Here is a 23,130-nt window from a genome sequence, read left to right on the forward strand (position 1 = left end):
GTCAGGGGCTCAGGGGTAGCGCCATGGCCAGCCAGCCCGCGACGTGCACCGGATCGACCTCGCCGGTCGAGGTCAGGAACAACCCGCTGACCAACTCGGGGTGCTCGGTGAGGGCCTTCGAAGCGCCCGTCGTACCGCCCTGAGCGCGAGCCAGCGCCACGGCGAGCCCGACCCAACAGTCCAAGGTCGTCGGGGCGGAGATCGGCCGCGTACGCGGTCACGGCCTCGTCGTACCGGCCGTCGAGGTAGGCGACGTCCGCTGGCCTGGTAGCTGCGGGGGGAGCTTCGGCGCCGAGGGTCGGAGCCATCGTGAGGTGGGACCGGATCAGGGTGACGATGGCCGGCTCGGCCGTGCTCGGCGCCGGAAACGCTGGTGGCGCCCCGGACGACAGCAGGGTGCTCGGATCGGTCGAGGGGGCCAGCCAGGCTGGCCGAGGTGCGTCGGCCAGATTGGCGAGACGGGACGGGTCCGGCCCGGCGTTCAGCAGTCGCCACCGCACGACGTACGCGAGCGCGGCGTCGGCGGCGGCCCGGTCGATCTCCAACGGCAGCGGTTCCCCGCCCCAGCCGTCCAGGCGCTCGCGCAACAGTGTGACGAACCGGGTGCCGAGTTCGGTCAGCTCACCCGAGGCCAGCAGGCTGTGCACGGCGAGCAGCGTGAGTCGGCGCCAGAGTGCGAACTCGAAGTGGGCGGTCCGGAGGCCGTCCGGGTCGGTCGAGATCAGGCGCCGGCGCCGCCAGAAGTCGCAGACCCCGACATGTGCGTCGGCGCCGTGCAGCAGCGCGGAGATGGGACGAGGGTCGGAACGCCATGGAGCGAAGAAACGGGCCGCGCCGCCCGGTCGGTACAACTCAAGAAGGTCGATGACCGCGACCAGTTTCATGTGCTGGAACTCGTGGATCAGCGAGAGGGCCAGCGCCTCGGGTGGGCAGTTCGTGGTGACGGCCAGCGACCCGTACGCCTGGAACGACGGCGCTCCCTGGCTCGTACCCTCGTCCGAGGGCACGAGTGGCACGAGAGAGCGGAGCGCCTCGCGCATCCCGCCGGCGTAGTCGGGATAGTCGGCGCCGAGAATCGACCATGCCTCGCGACACAACCGGGTGAACCGCCGTGCCGCCGGCCCGTCCAGCCGGGCCGCCGGTTGCCACTGGTGGCAGTTCCGGTACGGGTCGACGTCCTCGATCGCCACCCGGTGCCCCCGGCCGACCCGCATCGACCGGTACGGAGCCCAGCGGCTGGACTGCCGGGTGAAGGGGCTGGGCACGACGACGTGCCGGCCCTTGCCGGTGAAGGTCAGCGTGGTCGGCTCGCCGGTCACGCCTACCCGGTCCCCGTCCAGTCCCACCGCCGTCCCCAACGTGGGAAGCAGTACCACGCCGTCCCGGACGGGGAGCGTGAGCTCGAAGGACAACCCTGCCCTTGCCCCCGCGGCCGCGGCCAGCGCGGTCAGATAGCCGAGGTCTGCCAAGGTCTGCCGGTCGGCGCGGCCGTCACCGGTCGGCGCCAGTTGTCGAAGGCAGGCACCTGCCCAGGCGTCCAGGTACGGGTGGGCCAGGATCGTCCGGACGACATCCGGGCGGGCCGAACCCGCCGCAACCAGCAGTCGCATCGCCTGCTCCACAGCGGCACCGACAACGCCGCCGAGCTGTGCCGCGCGTTGTGCGATGGCCAGCAGTTGCACCGTGCGCTTCGAGCGCTGGCTGGCGGTGAGCACCGCGAGATCACCCGGTCTGCCGCCGCCGTGCGCGAGCGCGGTGAACTGCTCGATGGTCAGCCCATGGCGTCGAAGCTGCTTGTCCTGCACACGCCCGTCCTGCGACGTCCCTGGCGCCGTTCGCACGGGTCCCGAGCGTAGTTCCTTGATCTCCGCTCGGTCTGTCGGCGCGCCGCTGTCATCCGGGAGACCGGCCGCACTCCGACGTCTGTCGGTGTCGGGGAAGCCAGCTCTCCGCGTACGTCACGGCAGCGGCGACGGGGAAGAGCCGGGCCGCTCCAGCACCCACCCCGCCGGTCCGGACCGTACCTGTCGACAGCGATTCGAAATCCTTGCCCAGTTCGGCGAAATCGCGGTCGTCCAGTACCGCCGCCGGGTAGCTGATCCACTCCCGCCGGCCCTCCGGAGTCGTCACCACGCAGCGGTTCGTCCGACGCCCCAGCCCCGGCAGCCGGTACTCCGCCAGATGGAACGCGGTGCACCGGTCGTACCCGACGCCGAGCAGCAGCGTCTCGCCACCGACCGACTCGACGGCGCCGAGCGGCGACTCCGGACCGATCTCGGAGGTGATCGGATGCCGGGCGGTCAGTTCCGCCGCCCGGGCGCCGACCGCGGCGAACGAGGTCTGTGGATGGCCGCTGCGCGCGGCACCGGGCCAGGTGCGGACCGTCTCGGCGATCAGCCCCAGTTCCCGGCACGGGGTGACGGCAGGGTCGAACGCCGGCAGCTCGGCCCGGATCGTCGGCCACCAGGACTCGGGGACCCGGACGTGCGACCAGCGGGACGGATCGCGGTTGTCCCGGCTGAACGCCGGCACGACGAGCGTGCCGCCCTCGCCCAGGACGTCGAGCAGCGCCCGGACCACCGTCGGAGCACCTCCGCAGACCCAGCCGAGGGCCCGCAGCGAGGCGTGCAACAGGACCGTGCTGCCGGCCGCCAGGCCGAGCGCGCGCAGGTCCCGGACGAGACTGCTCCGGGTCTGTGGCTCCGCCTCACCCATGCGACGGGAGTGTGCCAGAAACGGTGCCGGTCAGATCCCCTTCGGGTGCCAGACCGTCTTGGTCTCCAGCAACGCGGTCATCCGGCCGATGCCCGGATCGGCGGCCCAGTCGACCGGACCGGCGGGCGGCCGGAGTACCCGCTTGAGGTTGCCGGCCGCGGCCCGCTCCAACTCGGCGGCGAGGTCCGGGTCGGCGACCCCGGTCAGGTCCAGCGCGTTCACGTCCATGTGCCCGGCCAGCCAGGGCGCGGTCTCGGCCGGCCGGCCGGTGAGCAGGTTGACCACCCCACCGGGCAGGTCGGAGGTGGCCAGCACCTCGGAGAGGGTGATCGCGGGCAGCGGGCTCGCCTCGGCGACCAGCACCACCACGGTGTTGCCGGTGACGATCGCCGGTGCCACCACGCTGACCAGCCCGAGCAGGGCCGGCTCGGCCGGGGCGACCACCCCGACCACGCCGGTCGGCTCGGGTGCGGAGAGGTTGAAGTACGGGCCGGCGACCGGGTTGGCGTTGCCGTAAATCTGGGTCAGCTTGTCGGCCCAGCCGGCGTACCAGACCCACCGGTCGATCGCCTCGTCCACCTCGCCGGCCGGCACGCCGAGGCCGACGAACTGGTCCCGCCGCCCCTCCAGCATCTCGGCGACCCGGTAGAGGATCTGCCCCCGGTTGTACGCGGTCGCACCCGACCAGCCCTTGACCGCCGCCCGCGCCGCCAGTACGGCGTCCCGGACGTCCTTGCGGGAGGCGAGTGCCACGTTGGAGTTCTGCACCGGATACGACCGCCCCGACTCGCTGCGCGGGAACTTCCCGCCGATGAAGAGCTTGTACGTCTTGCGTACCGCCACCCGCTCAGACATCGAGGTACGCCTCCAGCCCCTGACGGCCACCCTCCCGGCCGTAGCCCGACTCCTTGTAGCCGCCGAACGGCGAGGTGGGGTCGAACTTGTTGAACGTGTTGGCCCAGACCACCCCGGCGCGCAGCCGGTCGGCCATCCAGAGGATCCGGGAACCCTTGTCGGTCCAGATCCCCGCCGAGAGACCGTACGGCGTGTTGTTCGCCTTCTCCACCGCCTCGGCCGGGGTACGGAAGGTGAGCACCGAGAGCACCGGCCCGAAGATCTCCTCCCGGGCGATCCGGTGCGCCTGGCTGACCCCGGTGAAGATGGTCGGGGCGAACCAGAAGCCCTGGTCCGGCAGCTCGCACGGCGGGGACCAGCGCTCGGCCCCCTCCGCCGCGCCGATCTCGGTGAGGGTCCGGATCCGGTCCAGTTGGGCGGCCGAGTTGATCGCGCCGATGTCGGTGTTCTTGTCCAGCGGGTCGCCGACCCGCAGCCGGGCCATCCGGCGCTTGAGCGAGGCGAGCACCTCGTCGTACACCGATTCCTGGACCAGCAGCCGGGAGCCGGCGCAGCAGACGTGGCCCTGGTTGAAGAAGATGCCGTTGACGATGCCCTCGACGGCCTGGTCGACCGGTGCGTCGTCGAAGACGATGTTGGCGGCCTTGCCGCCCAGTTCCAGGGTCAGCTTCTTGCGGCTGCCGGCCACCGAGCGGGCGATCTGCCGGCCGACCTCGGTGGAGCCGGTGAAGGCGACCTTGTCGATCCCGTCGTGCTCGACCAGCGCCCGGCCGGTCTCGCCGGCCCCGGTGACGATGTTGACCACCCCGGGCGGCAGGTCGGCCTGCTGGCAGATCTCGGCGAAGAGCAGCGCGCTCAGCGGGGTGGTCTCGGCCGGCTTGAGCACCACCGTGTTGCCGGCGGCCAGCGCCGGGGCGATCTTCCAGGCCAGCATCAGCAGCGGGAAGTTCCACGGGATGACCTGGCCGGCGACGCCGAGCGGGCGCGGGGCGGGGCCGAAGCCGGCGTACCCGAGTTTGTCGGCCCAGCCGGCGTAGTAGAAGAAGTGCGCGGCCACCAGCGGCAGGTCGACGTCCCGGGACTCCCGGATCGGCTTGCCGTTGTCCAGTGACTCCAGTACGGCCAGCTCGCGGGAGCGCTCCTGGACGATCCGGGCGATCCGGAACAGGTACTTGGCCCGGTCCCGGCCCGGCATCGGCCCCCAGACCTCGTCGTACGCCCGGCGCGCCGCCCGCACCGCCCGGTCCACGTCACCGGTGCTGGCCGAGGTCACCTCGGCCAGCACTTCCTCGGTGGACGGATTGATCGACTTCAGGACTCCGCCGCCACCGGGCTCGACGTTGAGACCCTCGCCATCGACGAACTCGCCGCCGATGAACAGTCCGTACGACGGCTTCAGGTCCACCACGGCGCGCGACTCCGGCGCAGGGGCGTATTCGAACATGCTCAGTCCAGGGTGAAGTAGTCGGGGCCGGAGTAGACGCCGGTGGTCAGCTTGGTGCGCTGCATCAGCAGGTCGTTGAGCAGGCTGGAGGCGCCGAACCGGAACCAGTCCGGGTCGAGCCAGTCCGCCCCGGCGGTCTCGTTGACAAGTACCAGGTATTTGATCGCGTCCTTGGTGGTCTTGATGCCGCCGGCCGGCTTGACCCCGACCTGGCGCCCGGTGGCGTCCCGGAAGTCCCGGACCGCCTCCAGCATCACCAGGGTGACCGGCAGGGTCGCGGCGACCGGCACCTTGCCGGTGGAGGTCTTGATGAAGTCGGCGCCGGCCAGCATCGCCAGCCAGGAGGCCCGCCGGACGTTGTCGTAGGTGGCCAGCTCCCCGGTCTCCAGGATGACCTTGAGGTGGGCGTCCCCGCAGGCCGCCTTCACCGCGACGATCTCGTCGTGGACCTCCTGGTAGCGGCCGGAGAGGAAGGCACCCCGGTTGATCACCATGTCGATCTCGTCCGCCCCGCCGGCCACCGCCGAGCGGGTGTCCGCGAGCCGCACCTCCAGCGGTGCCTGCCCGGACGGGAACGCCGTGGCGACGCTGGCCAGGTGCACCCGGCCCGCCTCGCCGGCCGGCCGGGTGGACGCACCCCAGAGCGCGGCGGCGGCCACCGGGACCATCGTCGGATAGACGCAGACGGCGCCGACCGGCGGGCAGGACGGGTCGGCCGGGTCCGGGCGCAGCGCCTTGGCGGCCAGCGCGCGCACCTTGCCGGGGGTGTCGGCGCCCTCCAGCGTGGTCAGGTCGACCATCCGGATCGCCAGGTCGATCGCCCAGGCCTTCGAGGTGGTCTTGATCGAGCGGGTGCCGAGCATCGCCGCCCGCTGCTCCGCGCCGACCTGGTCCACCCCGGGCAGGCCGTGCAGGAAGGTTCGCAGAGTCGCCTCGGAACGCCCCACCTCGGACAGGTCGGAACGCCCCGTACCGGACAGGTCGGGCCGCGCCGACGCCGTTGTCGCCGTCATGCCGGCAAGTCTACGCACCGGTGCCCGCCTGTGATCTTGGCCATAGTAACCGGGTGGCCGCCGCCACCGGGGCGACCGGGCGGGCCGCCGTCGGGTGGCGGGGTCCCGGCGCGGCGGGTACCGCGGACCCGGTGACCAGGCGAAGATCCGCCCCGAGGTTACCGGTAGGTTGAGCGACCGTGGACGTACTCGTGGTTGACCATCCCGTGGCCCAGACGCGGCTGACCGTGATGCGCGACGCCCGGACCGACTCGGCGTCGTTCCGCGCCGCGCTGCACGAACTCACCACCATGCTGGTGTACGAGGCCGCGCGCTCGCTGCCGGTCGAACAGTTCCCGATCGACACCCCGGTGGCGCCGACCCAGGGCATCCGGCTGGCCAACCCGCCGCTGCTGGTACCCGTGCTCCGGGCCGGGCTGGGCATGGCCGACTCCGCGCTCGGCCTGCTGCCCGAGTCGTCGATGGGCTTCGTCGGGCTGGCCCGGGACGAGCACACCTACGAGCCGCGCGCCTACATGGAGTCGCTGCCGACCGACCTGGCCGGCCGCCCGGTGCTGGTGCTCGACCCGATGCTGGCCACCGGCGGCTCGCTGGAGCACTGCTGCCGGCTGCTCGCCGACCGGGGCTGCACCGACATCACCGTGCTCTGCGTGCTCGCCGCCCCGGCCGGGATCGAGCGGCTGGACCGCTCCGGGCTGCCGCTGCGACTGGTCACCGCCGCGATCGACGAGCGGCTCAACGGCCGGATGTTCATCGTCCCCGGGCTCGGCGACGCCGGCGACCGGCAGTTCGGCGGCATGCCCCGGTTCTGACCTTCACGGAGCCGGTTCGGCTGACCGGTCCCGAACCGGCTCCGAACGATCCGGCCGGGACGCATGCGCGGCTGGCGCGGAACGGCTACCGTTCCGGGCCATGACAGGTGTTGGGTTGGCCGAGGAGTTGCTGCTGCTCGGCTACGACGACAAATCCGGCAAGGCGACCGGTTCCCGGATCGGACTCGACCTGGGCATGGCCGCCGCCGTGCTGGTCGATCTCGCCCTCGCCGGCCGGGTCGCCTTCTCCGACGGTTCGATCGTGGCCACCGACCCCACGCCGACCGGTGACCCGATCGCCGACGACGTGCTCGCCCGGATCGCGGCCGACACCCCGCACACGCCGGCCTCCTGGGTGCAGCGGCTCCGGCACGGGCTACGCGACCGGATTCTCGGCGACCTCTGCACCCGGGGCGTGATCAGCGACGTGGACGAGACCGAACTCGGCTACATCCACGTGCACCGTTACCCGGTGCTCGACCCGTCGGTCGAGGCGGAGATCCGGACCCGGCTGGCAGCCGCGCTCACCGGCGAGGCCGTACCCGACGAGCGGACCGCCGCGCTGGCCGCGGTGATGGCGGCGATCCGGGTACAGCCCAGTCTCGGGCTGACCGGGCCGGCCGCCGAGGACGCCCGGAACCGGCTGGCGGAGATCGCCCGGGGTGCCGGGTTCACCGACGACGGCAGCCTGGAGGGATCGACCATCCGCCCCTCGGTGGCGCTGGTGATCGCCGCGCTCTCCCGGGCCATCGACGCCGCCCTGGGCAGCCGCGCCTGACGGCCACCGAGGGCGCCGCCCCGGGCAACCCGCGCCCGACGGCTACCAGATGCCGAGGGCGGCGGCAGTCTCGGTGCGCAGCGCCCGCACCGAGGCGGCGGCGCGCTCCCGGGCGGCCGGCACGTCGCCGTCGACCACCGGCTCCACCACCTCCAGGTACGCCTTCAGCTTCGGCTCGGTACCGGACGGCCGGACCACCACCCGGGCGGTGTCGGTACGCAGGATCAGTACGTCCGCCGCCGGAGTCAGGTCCCGGACCGAGCGGACCGGTTCGTCGAGCAGCGTCGCCGGAGTCCTGCTCCGGATGTAGGTCATCGCGTTCTCGATCTCGCGCAGGTCGTCGACCCGGACCGAGAGCTGGTCGGTCAGGTGCACCCCGAACTCGCCGGCCAACTCGTCCAGCCGGTCGGCGACGGTCCGCCCCTGCGCCTTCAGCTCCGCCGCCAGCTCGGCGACGGTGAGCGCGGCGCTGATCCCGTCCTTGTCCCGCACCTGGTCGGGGGCGACGCAGTAGCCGAGCGCCTCCTCGTAGCCGTAGACCAGCTCGGCGTCCCCGGACTCGGCGGTGGCCCGGACGATCCACTTGAACCCGGTGAGCGTCTCGCCGTACGGCACGCCGCGCGCCTCGCACAGCGCCCGCAGCAGGGACGACGAGACGATCGTGCTCGCGTACAGCCCGGTACGGCCCCGCCGGATCAGATGGTCGGCGAGGAGGACGCCCAGCTCGTCGCCGTGCAGCATCCGCCAGCCGCGTACCCGGTCGGGGATGGCCACCGCGCACCGGTCGGCGTCCGGGTCGTTGGCCAGGGCGAGGTCCGCGCCGACCTCCCGGGCCAGCGCGAGCAGCCTGTCGGTGGCGCCCGGCTCCTCCGGGTTCGGGAACGACACGGTGGGGAAGTTCGGGTCCGGCTCGGCCTGCTCGGCCACGATCCCCGGCACGGGGAAGCCGGCCCGGGCGAAGACCGAGGTGAGCACGGCGGCACCCACCCCGTGCAGCGGGGTGTACGCCACGGTCAGCCCGCGCGGCCCGGCCGGCGGGATCACCCCGGCGGTGACCCGGACGTACCCGGCCACCACGTCGTCGCCGAGCACGTCACCTGGTGCGCCCAGCGGCACCGTCGCAAGTGACCCGACCGCGCGGATCGCCGCCTCGATCTCGGCGTCGACCGGGGGCACGATCTGCGCGCCCGCGCCGAGCGGCCCACCGGTGGCGGCGCCCAGGTAGACCTTGTAGCCGTTGTCCTGCGGCGGGTTGTGGCTGGCGGTGACCATCACCCCGGCGACCGCGCCGAGGGCCCGGACCGCGTACGCCAGCACCGGGGTGGGCAGCGGCCGGGGCAGCAGCAGGGCCGGCCGCCCCGCGCCGGTGGCCACCCGGGCGGTCCGCTCGGCGAACTCCTTCGAGCCGTGCCGGGCGTCGTACCCGATCACCAGCGGGCCGGACGCGGCGCGGGCGGCGAGCCAGCCGACCAGCCCGGCCGCCGCGGCGGTGACCACGGCCAGGTTCATCCCGTTCGGGCCGGCCCGCAGCGGCCCGCGCAGCCCGGCGGTGCCGAAGGTGAGCGGCCCGGCGAACCGGTCGGCCAGTTCGGCGGCGCTGGCCGGCAGCCGGTCGAGCACCCCCCGCAGCTCCTCCCGGGTCGCCGGGTCGGGGTCGTCGTCCAGCCACGCCTGGGCCCGGGCCCGCAGCCGGGCCAACTCGTCCGGGGACCCGCCCGGGGCGCCGGGGGAGCCGGCAGGCTCGTCGGGGGGCCCGTCCGGGGTTACCTGGTCCGGGGATACGTCCGGCTGGTTCGGTTTCGCCGCCATCGGACTGTGATAGCACGCCAGCCGCACCCGGACGCAGCCCGGCCCCCGCCCGACGCGCGCCGGCCCGGTGGGCGGGCGGGTGGGCGGGCGTCAGCCGGCGCTGGTGAGCCGGAAGGACCTGACCATCTCGTCGAAGATCGGCTTGCTCTCCTCGAACCGGTCGTCCGGGGTGGTCAGGTAGAAGGAGTACGCCTTGCCGTCCTCCGTGATCGCCCGCCACACCCCGTGCCGCTTGCCGGAACCCTCGCCGCAGGTGTACTCCAGCTCGGCGGCCGGCTTGCCACCGATCTCGGTCTCCTGGAGCGCCACCTGGGCGTACGGCTTCTTGCAGCTGCTGCCGTTCTTCTTCAGGCCGCCCTCGGCGACCCGCATGAAGCCCATCGGAGTCCGGCCGTCCTCCACCAGGATCCGGACCCGCCGGCCGCTGTCCTCCGGATCGGTGTAGTCGGTGTAGACCCCGGCCCCGCTCTTCTTCCAGTTCTTCGGGACGTTCACCGAGACACCCTTCGCGCTGTGCGGCTGGGTGGCGAACGCGGCCTTCACCGGCGCCTCGCTGGTCGGTGCGGCCTGCGGCGGAGGTGTGTCGGCCGGGTCCTCGCCGCCGCCCAGCGAGAACGCGACGATGCCGATCAGCAGCACCGCGGCCACCCCGCCGGCCACGGCGAGCTGGGTCCGGCGCGGCCAGCCCTTGACGGTGCGCAGCACCGAGTCGCCGGCCTGGCGGGCGCCGTCCAGGCCGCGACCCACGCCGCCACCCCGGGCGGTGTGCACCGTACCCCGCCCGCCGGTTCCGGGCATCGCACCGGTCGGCGTGTTGAGCGGCCCGCCGCGCCGGCCGGCCGCGCCCGGCATCGCCCCGGTCGGGGTCTCCAGCGGGTTGGCGCCGGCCGCCGGGGCCCGGTTGGAGCTGGCGGCGTCGCGGGAACTCCGGGCGATCCGCTCGGTCAGGGACTCGCCCGGGGCGAGCATGGCCGAACCGCCGATTTCGCCGTTGGCCGGCGGCCGGGTGGACCGGCCCGGCTGGGCTCCGGCCGCCGTCGGCGACTGGGAGGCGTCGGCGGGCTGCTGCCACGGCGAGCGCTGGCTCGGCACCACCGCGTACGGGTCGGTGACCAGGTGCCCGGCGGCGTTGCTGGCCAGCGGGCCGGCCAGCAGCTCGCGGAGCATGGTGCGCGAGGCGGTCACGTCGAGCCGGCGGGCCGGGTCCTTCTCCAGCAGGCCGAGCAGCACCCGGGTCAGCGCCCCGGACCGGACCGGCGGGGCGGGCGGGTCCTCCACCACCGCGTGCATGGTCTCGATCGGGTCGCCCTTGTCGAACGGCGGTCGCCCCTCGACGGCGGTGTAGAGGGTGACGCCGAGCGAGAAGAGGTCGCTGGGCGGGCCGAAGTCCTGGCCCATGGCCCGCTCGGGCGAGATGAAGTGCGGCGAGCCGAGCACCATGCCCGGGGTGGTGAGCTGGACATCGGTCGGCATCCGGGCCACCCCGAAGTCGGTGAGCACGCACCGGCCGTCGGAGCAGATCAGCACGTTCGCCGGCTTGACGTCGCGGTGCAGCACGCCGATCGCGTGTGCCACCTCCAGCGCGCCGAGCAGGGCGATGCCGATCTTGGCGACGGCCCGCGGTGCGAGCGGGCCGTCCTCGATCACCATGTCGGCGAGGCTGCGCGCGTCAAGCAGCTCCATCACGATCCACGGCCGGCCGCCCTCGGTGACCACGTCGTAGACCTGCACCACCGCCGGGTGCTGAAGGGCCGCCGCGGCCCGCGCCTCGCGCAGCGTGCGCTCGTACATCGCGTCGCGGTCGCTGGGGGCCAGCCCCGGCGGGAGTACGACCTCCTTGACCGCCACGTCGCGACGCAGCAGGGTGTCGGCCGCCCGCCACACCGTGCCCATGCCGCCGTGGCCGACCGCAGCCCGCAACGAGTACCGGCCGCCGATGGTGATGCCGGGTGCCGCACGTCCGTTGGTGGGATTGGCCGGTCCGCCACTCCACGTCGGGATCTGAGTCACAGAAAAGCCACCGAAGAGAATCGAGGGGGCACAGGACAGAACCCCCCTATATTGCGGGTTCCGACCGCAGAAGGGAAAGACAACCGCCGGAGTTGGCGAGAACTCGACCGTACGTGTCGGTCCTCTCACCGAACGTTCGGATAAGTGGACGGGGCGTGCCGATCCGCTCACCAGCCGGCCGGCGCCGGTTCGCCAGCCCGCCGGTAGCGGTTCGCCAGCCGCCGGTGCCGGGTCGTTCGGCCCGGCTCAGCCTGGTCGGCGGATCGTTCTACCATGCCGGTCATGAGTGAAGGTCGGTCGAGCGAGTCGGGTTTCCCGATCAGGGCGGTCTACGACGCCGCCGACGTACCGGAAGGTCTGGACGACCGGCTCGGCGCGCCCGGCGACTTCCCGTACGCCCGGGGCGTCTACCCGACGATGTACACCTCGCGACCGTGGACCATGCGGCAGTACGCCGGCTTCGGCACCGCCACCGAGTCCAACGCGCGCTACCACCAGCTCCTCGCCGCCGGCACCATGGGCCTCTCGGTCGCCTTCGACCTGCCCACCCAGATGGGCTACGACTCGGACCACCCGATCGCGCACGGCGAGGTCGGCAAGGTCGGGGTGGCGATCGACTCCGTCGACGACATGCGGACCCTCTTCGCCGGCATCCCGCTGGACCGGGTCTCCACCTCGATGACCATCAACGCCCCTGGCTCGGTGCTGCTGCTGCTCTACCAACTCGTGGCCGAGGAGTCCGGGGTGGCCGGCCCGGCGCTGAACGGGACGATCCAGAACGACATCCTGAAGGAGTACATCGCCCGGGGGACGTACATCTTCCCGCCCAAGCCGTCGCTGCGGCTGGTCGCCGACACCTTCGCCTACTGCCGTAAGGAGGTGCCGAGGTGGAACACCATCTCGATCTCCGGCTACCACATGGCGGAGGCCGGGGCGACCCCGGTGCAGGAGATCGCCTTCACCCTGGCCAACGGCGTCGAGTACGTCCGCGCGGCGCTCGCCGCCGGCCTCGCCGTGGACGACTTCGCGCCCCGGCTGTCGTTCTTCTTCGTGGCCCGGACCACCCTGCTCGAGGAGGTGGCGAAGTTCCGGGCCGCCCGGCGGATCTGGGCCAACCTGATGCGCGACGAGTTCGGCGCCAGCAACCCGAAGTCGCTGATGCTGCGCTTCCACACCCAGACCGCCGGGGTGCAGCTCACCGCCCAGCAGCCGGAGGTGAACCTGGTCCGGGTCGCCGTGCAGGGGCTGGCCGCGGTGCTCGGCGGCACCCAGTCGCTGCACACCAACAGCTTCGACGAGGCGATCGCGCTGCCCACCGAGAAGGCGGCCCGGCTGGCGCTGCGTACCCAGCAGGTGCTGGCGTACGAGACCGACCTGACCGCCACCGTCGACCCGTTCGCCGGCTCGTACGTGGTGGAGTCGATGACCGACGAGATCGAGGCCGGGGTGCGCGAGCTGATGGCCCGGGTCGCCGGGTACGGCTCGGCGGTGGAGGCGATCGAGGCGGGCTTCCAGAAGCGCGAGATCGAGGCTTCGGCGTACCGGGTGGCCCAGGAGATCGAGTCCGGTGACCGGGTGGTGGTCGGGGTCAACCGGTTCACCGTCGACGACGAGGAGCCGTACCAGCCGCTCCGGGTCGACCCGGCGATCGAGGCGGCCCAGCGCGACCGGCTGGCCCGGCTGCGGGCCGACCGGGACGCCGCCGCCGTCGAGCGGGCCCTCGCCGCCCTCCGCACGGTCGCCACGGGTACCGGGAACGTGCTCTATCCGATGAAGGACGCGCTGCGGGCCCGGGCCACGGTCGGCGAGGTTTGCGGCGTGCTGCGCGAGGTATGGGGCACCTACCGGCCGACCGACCGGTTCTGACCACCCGATCTGTTAGGAAGGGCCCCCTCTACCACCGAAAGCGATAAAAGGGGGCCCTTCCTTGCATGGGAGTGCGGGGGTTGCGGGTATCAGGAGGTAAGCGGCCCCTTTCGGTGCCATGACGGACAACCTGTGCGCGGTCCGTTTGACGCCGACTGTCACCCTGGGGACCCCCGCCACCCCACCCGGTGGTGCTACACCGTTGCCCGCCCGAGGACCGTCGGACAACTCGACAAACCGGGCAGGCGATGTTGCTGCCGAGCTAGATCGTGACCGGTGAAACCGTCACGCGTTGTAGGAGGTGTGGCACAGATGGCGGGGTCTGACGGCAGCGTAGGTCGCGTTCCGCATGTTGCCGAGCGCTTCTACCAGGGCTTTCGTGACGCTGTGCTGTCTGATCACTACCAGAACGAGGTTGCGCAGCGTCACCGTCGGCGGTCTAGGCTGTCCGAGTCCCATCCCATCCACAGTGATCGAGAATTCGACGTGACGAGTGCGTTGCAACTGCCGACCGGCAGCCGGCCGGCGTCGTCGGAATCCGAGACGCCGCCCGGGGCCGAACCCCTGCCCGCCGGGCTCGACCGGATGCTCGGCGTCCGGCTGCCCGATCTGATCGCGACCCGCCGGTTCCTGCACGCCCATCCGGAACTCTCCGGCCAGGAGTTCGACACCGCCGCCCTGATCGCCCGCGAGCTGGCACTGGCCGGCCTGAAGCCGCGGCTGATGCCGAAGGGCAACGGGGTGATCTGCGACATCGACGGGCGGCCGTCCGGCCCCGTGGTCGCGCTCCGGGCCGACCTCGACGCCCTGCCGCTGAGTGACGCCAAGGACGTGCCCTACCGGTCCACGGTGGACGGCGTCTGCCACGCCTGCGGTCACGACGTGCACACCACGGTCGTCCTCGGGGCCGCTCTGCTGCTGGCCCAGCTCGCCAAGCGGGGGGAGCTGGACGGGCGGGTACGGCTGATCTTCCAGCCGGCCGAGGAGATCCTGCCCTGCGGCTCGCTCGAGGTGATCGAGGCCGGTGGGCTCACCGACGTCACCCAGATCTTCGCCCTGCACTGCGACCCGAACCTGCCGGTCGGCCAGGTCGGCCTCCGGGTCGGCCCGATCACCGCGGCGGCGGACAACATCACCGTGCGGCTGACCGGGCCGGGCGGCCACACCGCCCGGCCGCACCTGACGGTGGACCTGGTCGACGCGCTCGGCCGGCTGGTCACCGAGGTACCGGCACTGGTGAACCGCCGGGTGCCGGCGAACAGCGGACTGCTGCTGGTCTTCGGCCAGGCATCGGCCGGTACGCAGTACAACGTCATCCCGAACGAGGCGATGGCGGCCGGCACGCTCCGGGTGCTCGACCGGGACACCTGGGACCAGGCGCCGAAGATCGTCGCCCAGGTGGTCCGGGACGTGATCGCCCCGACCGGCGCCACCGTGGACGTCGAGTACCTGCGCGGGCGACCGCCGGTGGTCAACGACGCCGGGGCGATCCGGGTGCTGACCGCCGCCACCGCCGCTTCGGTCGGCCCGGCCGGGATCGCCGAGACCCCGCAGAGCATGGGCGGCGAGGACTTCTCCTGGTATCTGGAGCACGTACCGGGTGCGCTGGCCCGGCTCGGCGTGGGGCGGACGGCGGCCAACGTCGACCTGCACCGCGCCACCTTCGACGTGGACGAGCGGACCATCGGGGTCGGCGTACGGCTGCTGGTGCAGACCGCGCTCAAGGCGCTGGCCGGCTGACCGCCGCTGGCCGGCTGACCCGCCGTGCCACTGGTCGGCTGACCCGCCGTGTAGGCGGGCGGAGGCGGGCGGGTTCGGGTCCGGCGGACGGGTACCCGTGGGGCCAAGCCGGCGGTGCCGCGATGGTGGCGCCGCGGATGGTGCCGCCGGGTGCCGTGCTGACGGCACCCGGCGTACCCGTGGTGGTCGGCTCAGTCGGGCGGGGCCGGTGCCTGGGCCGGAACCGTGCTCGACGGCCCGCCACCCGGCCCCCGCCCGGCGGCGGTCGCCGGAGCGTCCCGACGCGGAGCCGGCGGAGTGGGCGGACCCGGCCGGGTCTGCGGACCCGGTGGAATGGGCGGGGTCGGTGGGCGACGCCGGCCACGGAGCCGGCGGACCAGCCAGAGCACCAGGAACGCCGGCACGCCCAGACCGACGGCCCAGGGCAGCAGCGCGCCGAGCACGGTCAGCAGGATCCGCAGCGACGCGACGAACGCCTTCCAGCCGCCCTCCAGGCCCGCCAGGAACCCGGTCGCCGGCTCGTCGTCCTCCGGCGCCCGCGCGTTCGGCCCGAGCAGTACGGCGGTGATCGTGGAGAGCGCCGTCAGGTCGGCGAGCCGGCGCTTCTTCGCCTCCAGCGAGGCCAGGTCCGCCTCCCGCTTGGCCAGCTCGCCCTCCAGCATCACCAGCTCCGACAGGGTCTTCGCCTGGGCCAGCAGCCGCCGCCCGCTCTCCACCCGCGCCTTCTGGGTGGCGATCCGGGCGTCCAGGTCGAGTGTCTCCTCGGTGACGTCGTCGGTCTTCACCTCCCGGCGCAACTGCTCGCCGAGCCGGGCGATCTCGTCCACCACGGTGCCGAACCGGTCGGCCGGAACCCGCAGTTGCAGGGTCGCCTCGGACCGGGAGGCGTCACTGCGCCGGTTGTCGCCGCCGAGGAAACCGCCGGCCCCGGTGACGATGCCGACCGCCCGCGCCGACGCCTCCTCGACGTCCTCCACCCGTACGGTGACGGAACCGGTGTAGACGATCGCCCGCTGGCCGACGCCGAGGTCGGTCTCGGGTTCCCCGGCCGGCTTGCCGGCCTGCTCCTCGCCCCCGCCCAGCAGTGGCGCCTCGGCCGCGCCGGGCTGGGCCCGTTCCGCCTGCCCGGCCGGAGCGTCCGCCGCCGAACTGCCGGTGGCGTCCCCGCCGTCCGCGCCGCAGCCGGCCAGCGCCAGGCCGGCTGCCAGCAGCACCGTACCGAGCAGTGCGGTCAGCCGGCGTCGGCGACGCCCCGTGACCCCGAGTCGTGCGCTCATGTCTCCTCCTCGTCCGTCCCCGTAACGGCGTTGCGGTCAGACGCGCCGCGAAGTCGCCCCGGTTCCGGCAGACTGCGCTGGGGACATCACGATTCGGTGACCGAGGAGTCTCGATGCGACTGACCAAGTACGGCCACGCGTGTGTACGGGTGGAGGACGACGGAGCGGTGCTGGTCATCGACCCCGGTAACCTCACCGAGCCGGCCGCGCTGGACGGGGTGGACGCGGTCCTGATCACCCACGAGCACGCCGACCATCTCGACGTGGACGCCCTGGCCGACGCGCTCGACCGGCGGCCGTCGGTGACCGTCCACACCCATCCCGAGGTCGCGTCCAAGCTGGACGTGCTGGGCGGAGTGGTCCGGACCGTCGAGTCCGGCGACTCGTTCGAGGCGGCCGGCTTCGCCGTGCGGGCGTACGGCGGTTGGCACGCCGAGATCCATCCGGAGATTCCCCGGGTGGTGAACCTCGGCTTCCTGCTGAACGGGTCGGTCTATCATCCGGGCGACTCGTTCGACGTACCGGAGGGGGCGCAGGTGGAGACCCTGTTCGTGCCGATCTCCGGGCCCTGGCTCAGGCTCGCCGACTCGGTGGACTTCGTCCGGGCGGTCGGCCCGCGCCGGGCGTACGCCCTGCACGACGGGCTGCTCGGCGACGCCGGGCTGACCGTCTACGACAAGAACATGGCCGCGCTGGCGAACTGTGACTACGCCCGCCTGGTGCCCGGGACCGCCGTCGACTGAAGCGGAGATCCGCGACATGCCCGGTCTGCCCCGTGAACTCGTCGAGCGGCTCTACGCCGCGCCGCCGGACGGTTTCGTCGCCGCCCGCGCCGAGGCGGTCGCGGCGGCCCGGGCCGCCGGTGACCCGGGCACCGCCCGGGAGATCGGCAAGCTGCGCAAGCCGACCGTGGCGGCCTGGCTGGTGAACCTGCTGGCGCTGCGCCGGCCGGAGCTGATGGCCGAGCTGGTCGAACTCTCCGCCGCGCTCCGCGGCGCCCAGCGGGAGCTGCGCGGCGACCGGCTGCGGGAACTCTCCGCCCAGCGGCGGGGCGTGGTGGGGGCACTCGTCGGCCAGGCCCGGGCGCTCGCCGAGGAGGCGGACCCACGGCTGGCCGCCGGGAAGCTGCCGCTGGCCGAGGTGGAGGCGACGCTGAACGCGGCACTGGCCGACGTCAAGGTCGCCGAGCAGGCCCGGTCCGGCCGGCTGGTGCGGGCGACCAGCTACGCCGGCTTCGGCGAGGTGCCCCGACCGCAGCTGCGGCTGATCGTCGGCGGCCCGGAGGGCGGGGAGCTTGTCGACGGCGTCGCCGGGGAGTTGGCCGAAGCGGGGGAGTTGGCCGAAGCGGGGGAGCTGGCCGAAGCCGAGGAGCTGGCCGACGCCGGGGAGGCCGTGACGACGGCGGAGGCTGGCAACGCCGGTGCGCAAGGTCGGGCGGAGGCGGGCGGTGGACGTACCGGAGCCGGCGCGGCGGGTCGGGCGCAGGCGCGCGGTCGGCGTACCGGAGGCGGGGCGGCGGGAGGAGGCGGTGCAGGGCAGGGCACCTCGACGGCCGAGCAGGCAGCCGCCCGGGCCGCTCGGGCCGAGGAGTCCGCTCGGGCCGCCCGGCGGCGCACTCTGGACCGGGCGCTGGCCGAGGCGCGTACCCGACAGGAGCGGGCCGAGGCGGAGCTGGCGGCGGCGGTGACGGCCGAGCGGGACGCCGGGGCGGAGCTGGCCGCGATCGAGTCCGAACTGGCCGGACTGGAACGGCGGCGGGCCGCCGCCGACCAGGAGTCCGGCCGGCGCAGGCTCGCCCGCAAGGCCGCCGAGCGGACGGCGGTCGCCGCCCGGCGCCGGGCCGGCGAGGTGCAGGCGGCCGTCGAGGCGATGGCGGAGGACGGCGACGACCCGCCCTGACCGGGCGCGACGACCGCCGGCCGGTGTGGCGGGCAGGTCCGGCCCGGTGTGGGGGGCAGGTCCGGCCCGGTGTGGCGGACAGGTCCGGCCCGGTGTGGCGGACAGGTCCGGCCCGGTGGGAGACAGCCCTGACCCGGTGCGGCGGGCGATTCGGGCCGGCGCGGTTGCCGCGCGGGGGCTGCCGAAATGTCGGTCCGCGAGGCAGACTCAACCGGGTGATGCGGGCGGAGAGCGGAAGCCGGACCGGAAGGCAGTGTCGTTGACCCCCGAGCAGGCCGCCGGCGCGGCCAGGCCGATCGTGTTGAAGCTGGGCAGCGCCTTCATCGAATGCCCCCGCACGTTGCGCCGGGCGCGTCAGATGGGCATCTCCGGTTGGGCGTTCCTGGTGACCGGGCGCGGCGCGGTCCTCGGCGACGTACGCACCGAGACCGTGGCCGCTGCGATCGGCATCCTTTCTCCGGAGGCGGTGGCCGACGGCTGGGAGACCGCTGTCCGGGTGACCAACCCGAGCACGGTGGCCGAGGTGAGCCGGGCCGAGTGCCTGCGCTGGGGAATCGACTATCTCGCCGGCTTTCCGCCGCTCGCCCGGCTGATCGAGCTGGTCGAACCGGTAGTGGTGGCGGCCGACGCCACCGGGATGCCGCTCTTCGCCGCCTGGCGGGGCATGCCGGTGCCGGCGGACGCCGCACCGGCCGCCCGGGCGGCGGTGCTGCTGCACCTGCTCTTCGAGTACTACTCCGGCGCCAGCCTGATGGCGGTACGCGCGGCCGGGATGACGGCGATGGAGATCATCCTTGCCGGCCCGGAGGGCGAGTCCGGCGCGGTGGCGTACGGCTGGTCGCCGCCGTACCCGCCGGTGGGGCCGCTGGTCCGGCGGCGGCTCTGGGCCGAGTCGGTGGCCGACCGGATCGTGGCCCAGGCGTTCGGGGTGCTCGACCCGGCCGAGCGGGTGGAACTGGTCAGCCTGCTCGGCGCCGCGCTGACCGGAGCACGGATGTCACCGCCCAGGTTGGACTGACCGGGGCGCGGACGGAAAGCGCTCGGGTCGGAGCGACCTTCGTGCGGACGCCACCGCCCCTGATTCGGACCGACCTTCGTGCGGGCCTCACCGGGCGGATCGGACCGATCGGGAACGGCCGCCGTGGCCCCGCCGGTTCTTCGGCGGGACCACGGCGCGTGTCGCGGCCGGAGCGGGCGGGATCACGACCAGCGGAACAGCTTCGCGGCCAGCGCACCGAAGCCGGCGATGCAGGCCACCAGCACCGCCAGGTGCAGCGGCTGCGGCCAGTCGCCGACCCAGGCGTCCTGGAGCGCCTGGGAGGCCGCGCCGAGCGGGGTGAAGTCGGCGACCCGGCGTACCGCGTCGGGCATCGCCGGGCCCGGGGTCCAGACCCCGGCGGCGAAGAGCATCGGGTAGTAGACCAGGCTGCCGATGCCCGTCGCCGCCCGGCTGGTCGGGGTGAAGGCGGCCAGCAGCAGGGCCAGCGACGACATCGAGGCCGCGCCGAGCACGAAGGCGAGCAGCAGCCCGGGTACGTGCGGCCGGGTCTCGATCCCGAAGACCAGCCGGCCACCGAGCAGCGCCAGGGCGCAGCCGACCAGCAGCGCGGACGCGTTCACCGTCAGCTGCGCCACCAGCAGCCGTACCGGTGAGGCGGGGGTGGTGGAGAGCCGGCGCAGGATTCCCTTCTCCCGGTCGGCGGCGAGCGCGCCCAGCAGGTTGACCAGGGCGACGGTGCCGATCGCCAGGGCGAGCGTGATCGGCAGGTACAGCTCGATCGGCCGCCGGCCGTCGAGGTCCGGGCTCGGCTCGTCGAAGCCCGGTATCGCACTGCCCAGGATCAGCACCAGGGCGGCCGGGAAGATGACCGCGAAGAAGGAGCCGAGCGGGTCCCGGACGAAGAGCTTCGCCTCGGTGACGACCAGCTTGGCGGTGCTCCGGCCGGCGGTACGGCGCCGCTGCGCCCGGCTGTCGGCGCCGGACGGGACGGTCTCGGGAAGGGCGGTGGCGTTCATCGGGTTCCTCGATCCTTCGGAATGGGCGGAAGTACGCCGGCTCAGTTCGGGCTGCTGCTGGTGGCGGCGGCGGTCGGAGCGGTCAGGGCGAGGACGGCGTCCTCCAGGGTGGGCCGGGCGACCCCGGGAACGTCGGCCCGGGCGACCAGCTCGGCCGGGGTGTCGATGGCCAGCACCTCGCCGGCCCGGAACACCGCCAGCCGGTCGCAGAGCCGCTCGGCCTCGTCCATGAAGTGGGTGACCAGGACGACCGTGACGCCCCGGTCCCGGACCTGCCGCACCAGCTGCCAGGTGTCCCGGCGGGCCTGCGGGTCCAGCCCGGTGGTCAACTCGTCGAGTACCGCGATCCGGGGGTTGCCGACCAGGGCAAGCGCGACGGAGAGCCGCTGCTTCTGCCCGCCGGAGAGCTTGCCGAAGGCGGTGTTCCGCTTGGCGGTCAGCCCCAGCTCGTCCATCAGCGCCCGCCAGTCGGCCGGCTCGGCGTAGAACGAGCTGTACAGGTCGAGCGCCTCCCAGACCCGCAGCCGGTCGGGCAGGTGGCTCTCCTGGAGCTGGATGCCGACCTGGCGGCGGAGTTCGGCACGGTCCCGGACCGGATCCAGGCCGAGGACCCGGATCGTCCCGCCGTCGGCCCGGCGCAGCCCGGTCAGGCACTCGACGGTGGTGGTCTTGCCGGAGCCGTTCGGGCCGACGATCCCGAAGATCTCTCCGGCCCGTACCTCGAAGGAGACGTCGCGGACCGCGACCTGGTCGCCGTACCGCTTCTGTAGGTTGCTGACCTCGATGGCTGTCATGGGAGAAACGCTAGGAAGTACGGCGGCCGGTCGGAATGCGTCCATCTGCCCGGCCGGGGTGCAGGTAACTACACCCCGGCCGGGCGGCTGGCGGCACTCCGCCGCAGGGGTGCGGGCGGCCACACTTGTGGCATGTCTCGCCGGTACGGTCACGCGTTCGTCCGCAACCTCGCCCTGACCGGGCTGGGGCTGCTGGGACTGCTGATGTCCGTACTGCTGGTGGTGGCGGCGACCCTGGTGGTGCCGTACCTGCCGGCGGCCCGGGGCGCCAAGCGGCTGGCCGAGCTGGGTCGCCGGCTCGCCGAACGCTGGGGCGGGATCCCGGTGCCGGTCCAGCACCGCCCGGGACCGCCGGTGCCGCGACGCCGGGGCGACGGCTGGTACGTGCACGAGAACGAGCTGTACCGCTCGCCCCGACTTCCCGGGTACCTGATGGAGATCGCCTGGCGGGGCGAGGACCCGGCGTTTCTCCGCGAGTGGGTCTGGCTGCACCTCACGCCCTTCGCGGGCGGTCTCGGCACGCTCGTCCCGCCGGGGCTGGCCGGTGCCGGGATCTGGCTCGGCGCGCTCGGGCTGACCGGCGGTGCGGTCCCGGCGGTCGGCACGCCGCCGTCGGCACTGGCGCTGCCGCTCGGGCTGGCGCTGCTGCTGCTCGGCTTCGCGGTGGCGCCGCTGACGCTGCGGCTGCACGCCCGGTGGACCCGGATGCTGCTCCAGCCGCCGGAGCGCTCCTGGTGGCACCGGTCGGGGCTGGCCGGCTGGACCAGGCGGCGCTCCGGTGCCACCTGGCACGGCGCTGGACTGGTCGGGCTCGGCTTCGCGGCGTTCGGCGGCTTCCTGCTCAACCTGTTGGCCCTGCTGCTCGCCTGGGGCGGGCTGTCGCCACAGGTGTCGCGACTGACCCGGCCGCTGGTGAGCCGCTACCGCCGGTACCTGCGACGCTGGGCCGGGCTGGCGGTCGCGGAGCCGTACCTGCCGTTGCCGGAGCCGCCCCGGCCGGAGGAGGACGGCCGCTACCGGGTCGGCCGTACTCTCTACGCGGACCGGACCACCGCGATCCGGGTCCAGGAGTACCGCTGGCTCTTCACCGATCCGGCGTTCTGGCGGGACCAGCTCTGGTCGGCCACGAACCCGCTGGTCGGGCTCCTCGGGCTGCTCCCCGCCGCGCTGGTCTCGGTGGGCCTGTTCGGGCTGGTCTGCCAGCCACTGTGGTGGGCGCCGTGGGCGGTGCCGCTCGGGCTGTTCACCGGCGAGTGGGTCACCCCGTGGTACGTCTGGTACGCCGTCACCTACGCGGCGCCCGACCTGGCCGGCGTGCCCGGCTGGACGAGCGTGCCGCTCGGCCTCGCCTTGGCCGGCCTCGGGGTGCTGGTCGCCCCGGCCCTGCTCCGGCTGCGCGTACGCTTCGACCGGCTGCTGCTGACCCCGACCCGCTCGGCCGAGCTGGCGCTACGGGTACGGCGGCTCACCGAGACCCGGGCCGACGCCGTCGACAGCCAGGCGGCCGAGCTGCGCCGGATCGAACGGGACCTGCACGACGGGGCGCAGGCCCGGCTGATCGCCGTCGGGCTCAGCCTGGCCGGGGTGGAACGGCTGATCGAGGAGGACCCGGCCGCCGCGCAGGCGCTGGTGGCGCAGGCCAGGGCGGCTTCGGCGACCGCGCTGACCGAGCTGCGGGACCTGGTCCGGGGCATCCATCCGCCGGTACTCGCCGAGCGGGGGCTGCCGGACGCGATCCGGGCGGTGGCGCTGGACAGCCCGGTCCCGGTGCGGGTGACCGGGGAGTTGGCCGGTCGGCTGGACCCGCCGGTGGAGTCGGCGGCGTACTTCAGCGTGCTGGAGGCGCTGGCCAACGCCAGCCGGCACGGCGGGGCGAGCCGGGTGGAGGTCGACATCACGCACACCGGCACGGTGCTGCGGATCACCGTGGCCGACGACGGCCGGGGCGGCGCCGACCCGGCCCGGGGCAGCGGGCTGGCCGGGGTGCGGCGTCGGCTGGGCGCCTTCGACGGGACGCTAACCGTGCACAGCCCGGCCGGCGGCCCGACGCTGCTGACCGTGCGGATCCCCTGCCCGCTGTCCGGGTAGCGCCTCCGCTGTCG

At 73.7% G+C, this 23,130-nt stretch carries 21 protein-coding genes; 10 read left to right on the forward strand and 11 right to left on the reverse strand.

The features are described from left to right. Position 1 precedes the first annotated feature (1 nt). Positions 2–184: a hypothetical protein gene (locus O7626_RS00760; protein ID WP_278058211.1), complete on the reverse strand. Its 183-nt coding sequence runs from the start codon at positions 182–184 to the stop codon at positions 2–4. Positions 185–864: 680 nt separating this feature from the next. Between O7626_RS00760 and O7626_RS00765 the strand changes: the two genes are divergently transcribed. Both O7626_RS00765 and O7626_RS00770 read left to right on the forward strand, forming a co-directional pair. Continuing rightward, a complete protein-coding gene (locus tag O7626_RS00765) occupies positions 865–1,053 on the forward strand; it encodes a hypothetical protein (protein WP_278058213.1) in 189 nt (62 codons plus the stop codon). A gap of 494 nt (positions 1,054–1,547) precedes the next feature. Continuing rightward, entirely contained in the window at positions 1,548–1,856 is a 309-nt protein-coding gene (locus O7626_RS00770) for a hypothetical protein (protein ID WP_278058215.1), read from the forward strand. Between the two features lie 37 nt (positions 1,857–1,893). On the opposite strand, the gene O7626_RS00775 is transcribed toward O7626_RS00770, so the two are convergent. Genes O7626_RS00775 through deoC form a run of 4 tightly spaced genes read right to left on the reverse strand, consistent with a single transcriptional unit; the run spans position 1,894 to position 6,027 of the window. Beyond that, positions 1,894–2,715, reverse strand: a complete 822-nt coding sequence (locus tag O7626_RS00775) for an AAC(3) family N-acetyltransferase (protein ID WP_278058217.1) — start codon at positions 2,713–2,715, stop codon at positions 1,894–1,896. Between the two features lie 30 nt (positions 2,716–2,745). Then, positions 2,746–3,570 (reverse strand): aldehyde dehydrogenase family protein, encoded by an 825-nt coding sequence (locus tag O7626_RS00780; RefSeq protein WP_278058219.1) that lies wholly within the window; start codon positions 3,568–3,570, stop codon positions 2,746–2,748. Then, a complete protein-coding gene (locus O7626_RS00785) occupies positions 3,563–5,014 on the reverse strand; it encodes an aldehyde dehydrogenase family protein (RefSeq protein ID WP_278058221.1) in 1,452 nt (483 codons plus the stop codon). Before O7626_RS00785 ends, O7626_RS00780 begins: the two co-directional genes overlap by 8 nt. Before the next feature lie 2 nt (positions 5,015–5,016). Further along, positions 5,017–6,027 (reverse strand): deoxyribose-phosphate aldolase, encoded by a 1,011-nt coding sequence (gene deoC / locus O7626_RS00790; protein ID WP_278058222.1) that lies wholly within the window; start codon positions 6,025–6,027, stop codon positions 5,017–5,019. A gap of 179 nt (positions 6,028–6,206) precedes the next feature. Between deoC and upp the strand changes: the two genes are divergently transcribed. Together upp and O7626_RS00800 are read left to right on the forward strand one after the other, a co-directional pair. Further along, complete coding sequence (gene upp / locus O7626_RS00795) at positions 6,207–6,839, forward strand: uracil phosphoribosyltransferase (RefSeq protein ID WP_278058224.1); 633 nt, start codon at positions 6,207–6,209, stop codon at positions 6,837–6,839. A gap of 100 nt (positions 6,840–6,939) precedes the next feature. Beyond that, positions 6,940–7,617, forward strand: coding sequence for a GPP34 family phosphoprotein (locus tag O7626_RS00800; RefSeq protein WP_278058226.1), 678 nt, complete (start codon positions 6,940–6,942; stop codon positions 7,615–7,617). A gap of 42 nt (positions 7,618–7,659) precedes the next feature. On the opposite strand, the gene O7626_RS00805 is transcribed toward O7626_RS00800, so the two are convergent. Further along, positions 7,660–9,426 (reverse strand): phospho-sugar mutase, encoded by a 1,767-nt coding sequence (locus O7626_RS00805; RefSeq protein ID WP_278058228.1) that lies wholly within the window; start codon positions 9,424–9,426, stop codon positions 7,660–7,662. A gap of 90 nt (positions 9,427–9,516) precedes the next feature. After that, complete coding sequence (locus O7626_RS00810; protein WP_278058231.1) at positions 9,517–11,436, reverse strand: serine/threonine-protein kinase; 1,920 nt, start codon at positions 11,434–11,436, stop codon at positions 9,517–9,519. Between the two features lie 282 nt (positions 11,437–11,718). Here O7626_RS00810 and O7626_RS00815 point away from each other — a divergent pair, with 282 nt between their 5' ends. Continuing rightward, a complete protein-coding gene (locus O7626_RS00815; RefSeq protein WP_278058233.1) occupies positions 11,719–13,302 on the forward strand; it encodes a methylmalonyl-CoA mutase family protein in 1,584 nt (527 codons plus the stop codon). 285 nt (positions 13,303–13,587) lie between these two features. Here the strand turns inward: O7626_RS00815 and O7626_RS00820 are convergent, their stop codons facing one another. Continuing rightward, positions 13,588–13,731: a hypothetical protein gene (locus tag O7626_RS00820; protein WP_278058235.1), complete on the reverse strand. Its 144-nt coding sequence runs from the start codon at positions 13,729–13,731 to the stop codon at positions 13,588–13,590. Between the two features lie 57 nt (positions 13,732–13,788). On the opposite strand from O7626_RS00820, the gene O7626_RS00825 reads away from it, so the two are divergent. Next, positions 13,789–15,042: an amidohydrolase gene (locus O7626_RS00825; RefSeq protein ID WP_278058237.1), complete on the forward strand. Its 1,254-nt coding sequence runs from the start codon at positions 13,789–13,791 to the stop codon at positions 15,040–15,042. A gap of 191 nt (positions 15,043–15,233) precedes the next feature. Here O7626_RS00825 and O7626_RS00830 read toward each other — a convergent pair whose 3' ends face one another. Further along, on the reverse strand, positions 15,234–16,319 hold the full coding sequence (locus O7626_RS00830; RefSeq protein WP_278058239.1) for a DUF4349 domain-containing protein: 1,086 nt from the start codon (positions 16,317–16,319) through the stop codon (positions 15,234–15,236). Between the two features lie 113 nt (positions 16,320–16,432). Here O7626_RS00830 and O7626_RS00835 point away from each other — a divergent pair, with 113 nt between their 5' ends. From O7626_RS00835 to O7626_RS00845, 3 genes are all read left to right on the forward strand, one after another. Beyond that, the gene (locus O7626_RS00835; RefSeq protein WP_278058241.1) at positions 16,433–17,062 is read left to right on the forward strand and encodes an MBL fold metallo-hydrolase; all 630 of its coding nucleotides are present in this window, start codon (positions 16,433–16,435) and stop codon (positions 17,060–17,062) included. 16 nt (positions 17,063–17,078) lie between these two features. Next, complete coding sequence (locus tag O7626_RS00840; protein WP_278058242.1) at positions 17,079–18,218, forward strand: hypothetical protein; 1,140 nt, start codon at positions 17,079–17,081, stop codon at positions 18,216–18,218. Positions 18,219–18,477: 259 nt separating this feature from the next. After that, positions 18,478–19,236: a hypothetical protein gene (locus tag O7626_RS00845; RefSeq protein WP_278058244.1), complete on the forward strand. Its 759-nt coding sequence runs from the start codon at positions 18,478–18,480 to the stop codon at positions 19,234–19,236. Positions 19,237–19,418: 182 nt separating this feature from the next. Here O7626_RS00845 and O7626_RS00850 read toward each other — a convergent pair whose 3' ends face one another. Continuing rightward, positions 19,419–20,234, reverse strand: coding sequence for an ABC transporter permease (locus O7626_RS00850; protein ID WP_278058246.1), 816 nt, complete (start codon positions 20,232–20,234; stop codon positions 19,419–19,421). Between the two features lie 41 nt (positions 20,235–20,275). Continuing rightward, positions 20,276–21,028 (reverse strand): ABC transporter ATP-binding protein, encoded by a 753-nt coding sequence (locus O7626_RS00855; protein ID WP_278058247.1) that lies wholly within the window; start codon positions 21,026–21,028, stop codon positions 20,276–20,278. 132 nt (positions 21,029–21,160) lie between these two features. Between O7626_RS00855 and O7626_RS00860 the strand changes: the two genes are divergently transcribed. Beyond that, a complete protein-coding gene (locus O7626_RS00860) occupies positions 21,161–23,116 on the forward strand; it encodes a histidine kinase (protein ID WP_278058249.1) in 1,956 nt (651 codons plus the stop codon). The last annotated feature ends 14 nt before the right edge of the window (positions 23,117–23,130 follow it).

Origin of the sequence: Micromonospora sp. WMMD1102 (genome assembly GCF_029626265.1) — a bacterium.
GTDB lineage: Bacteria > Actinomycetota > Actinomycetes > Mycobacteriales > Micromonosporaceae > Plantactinospora.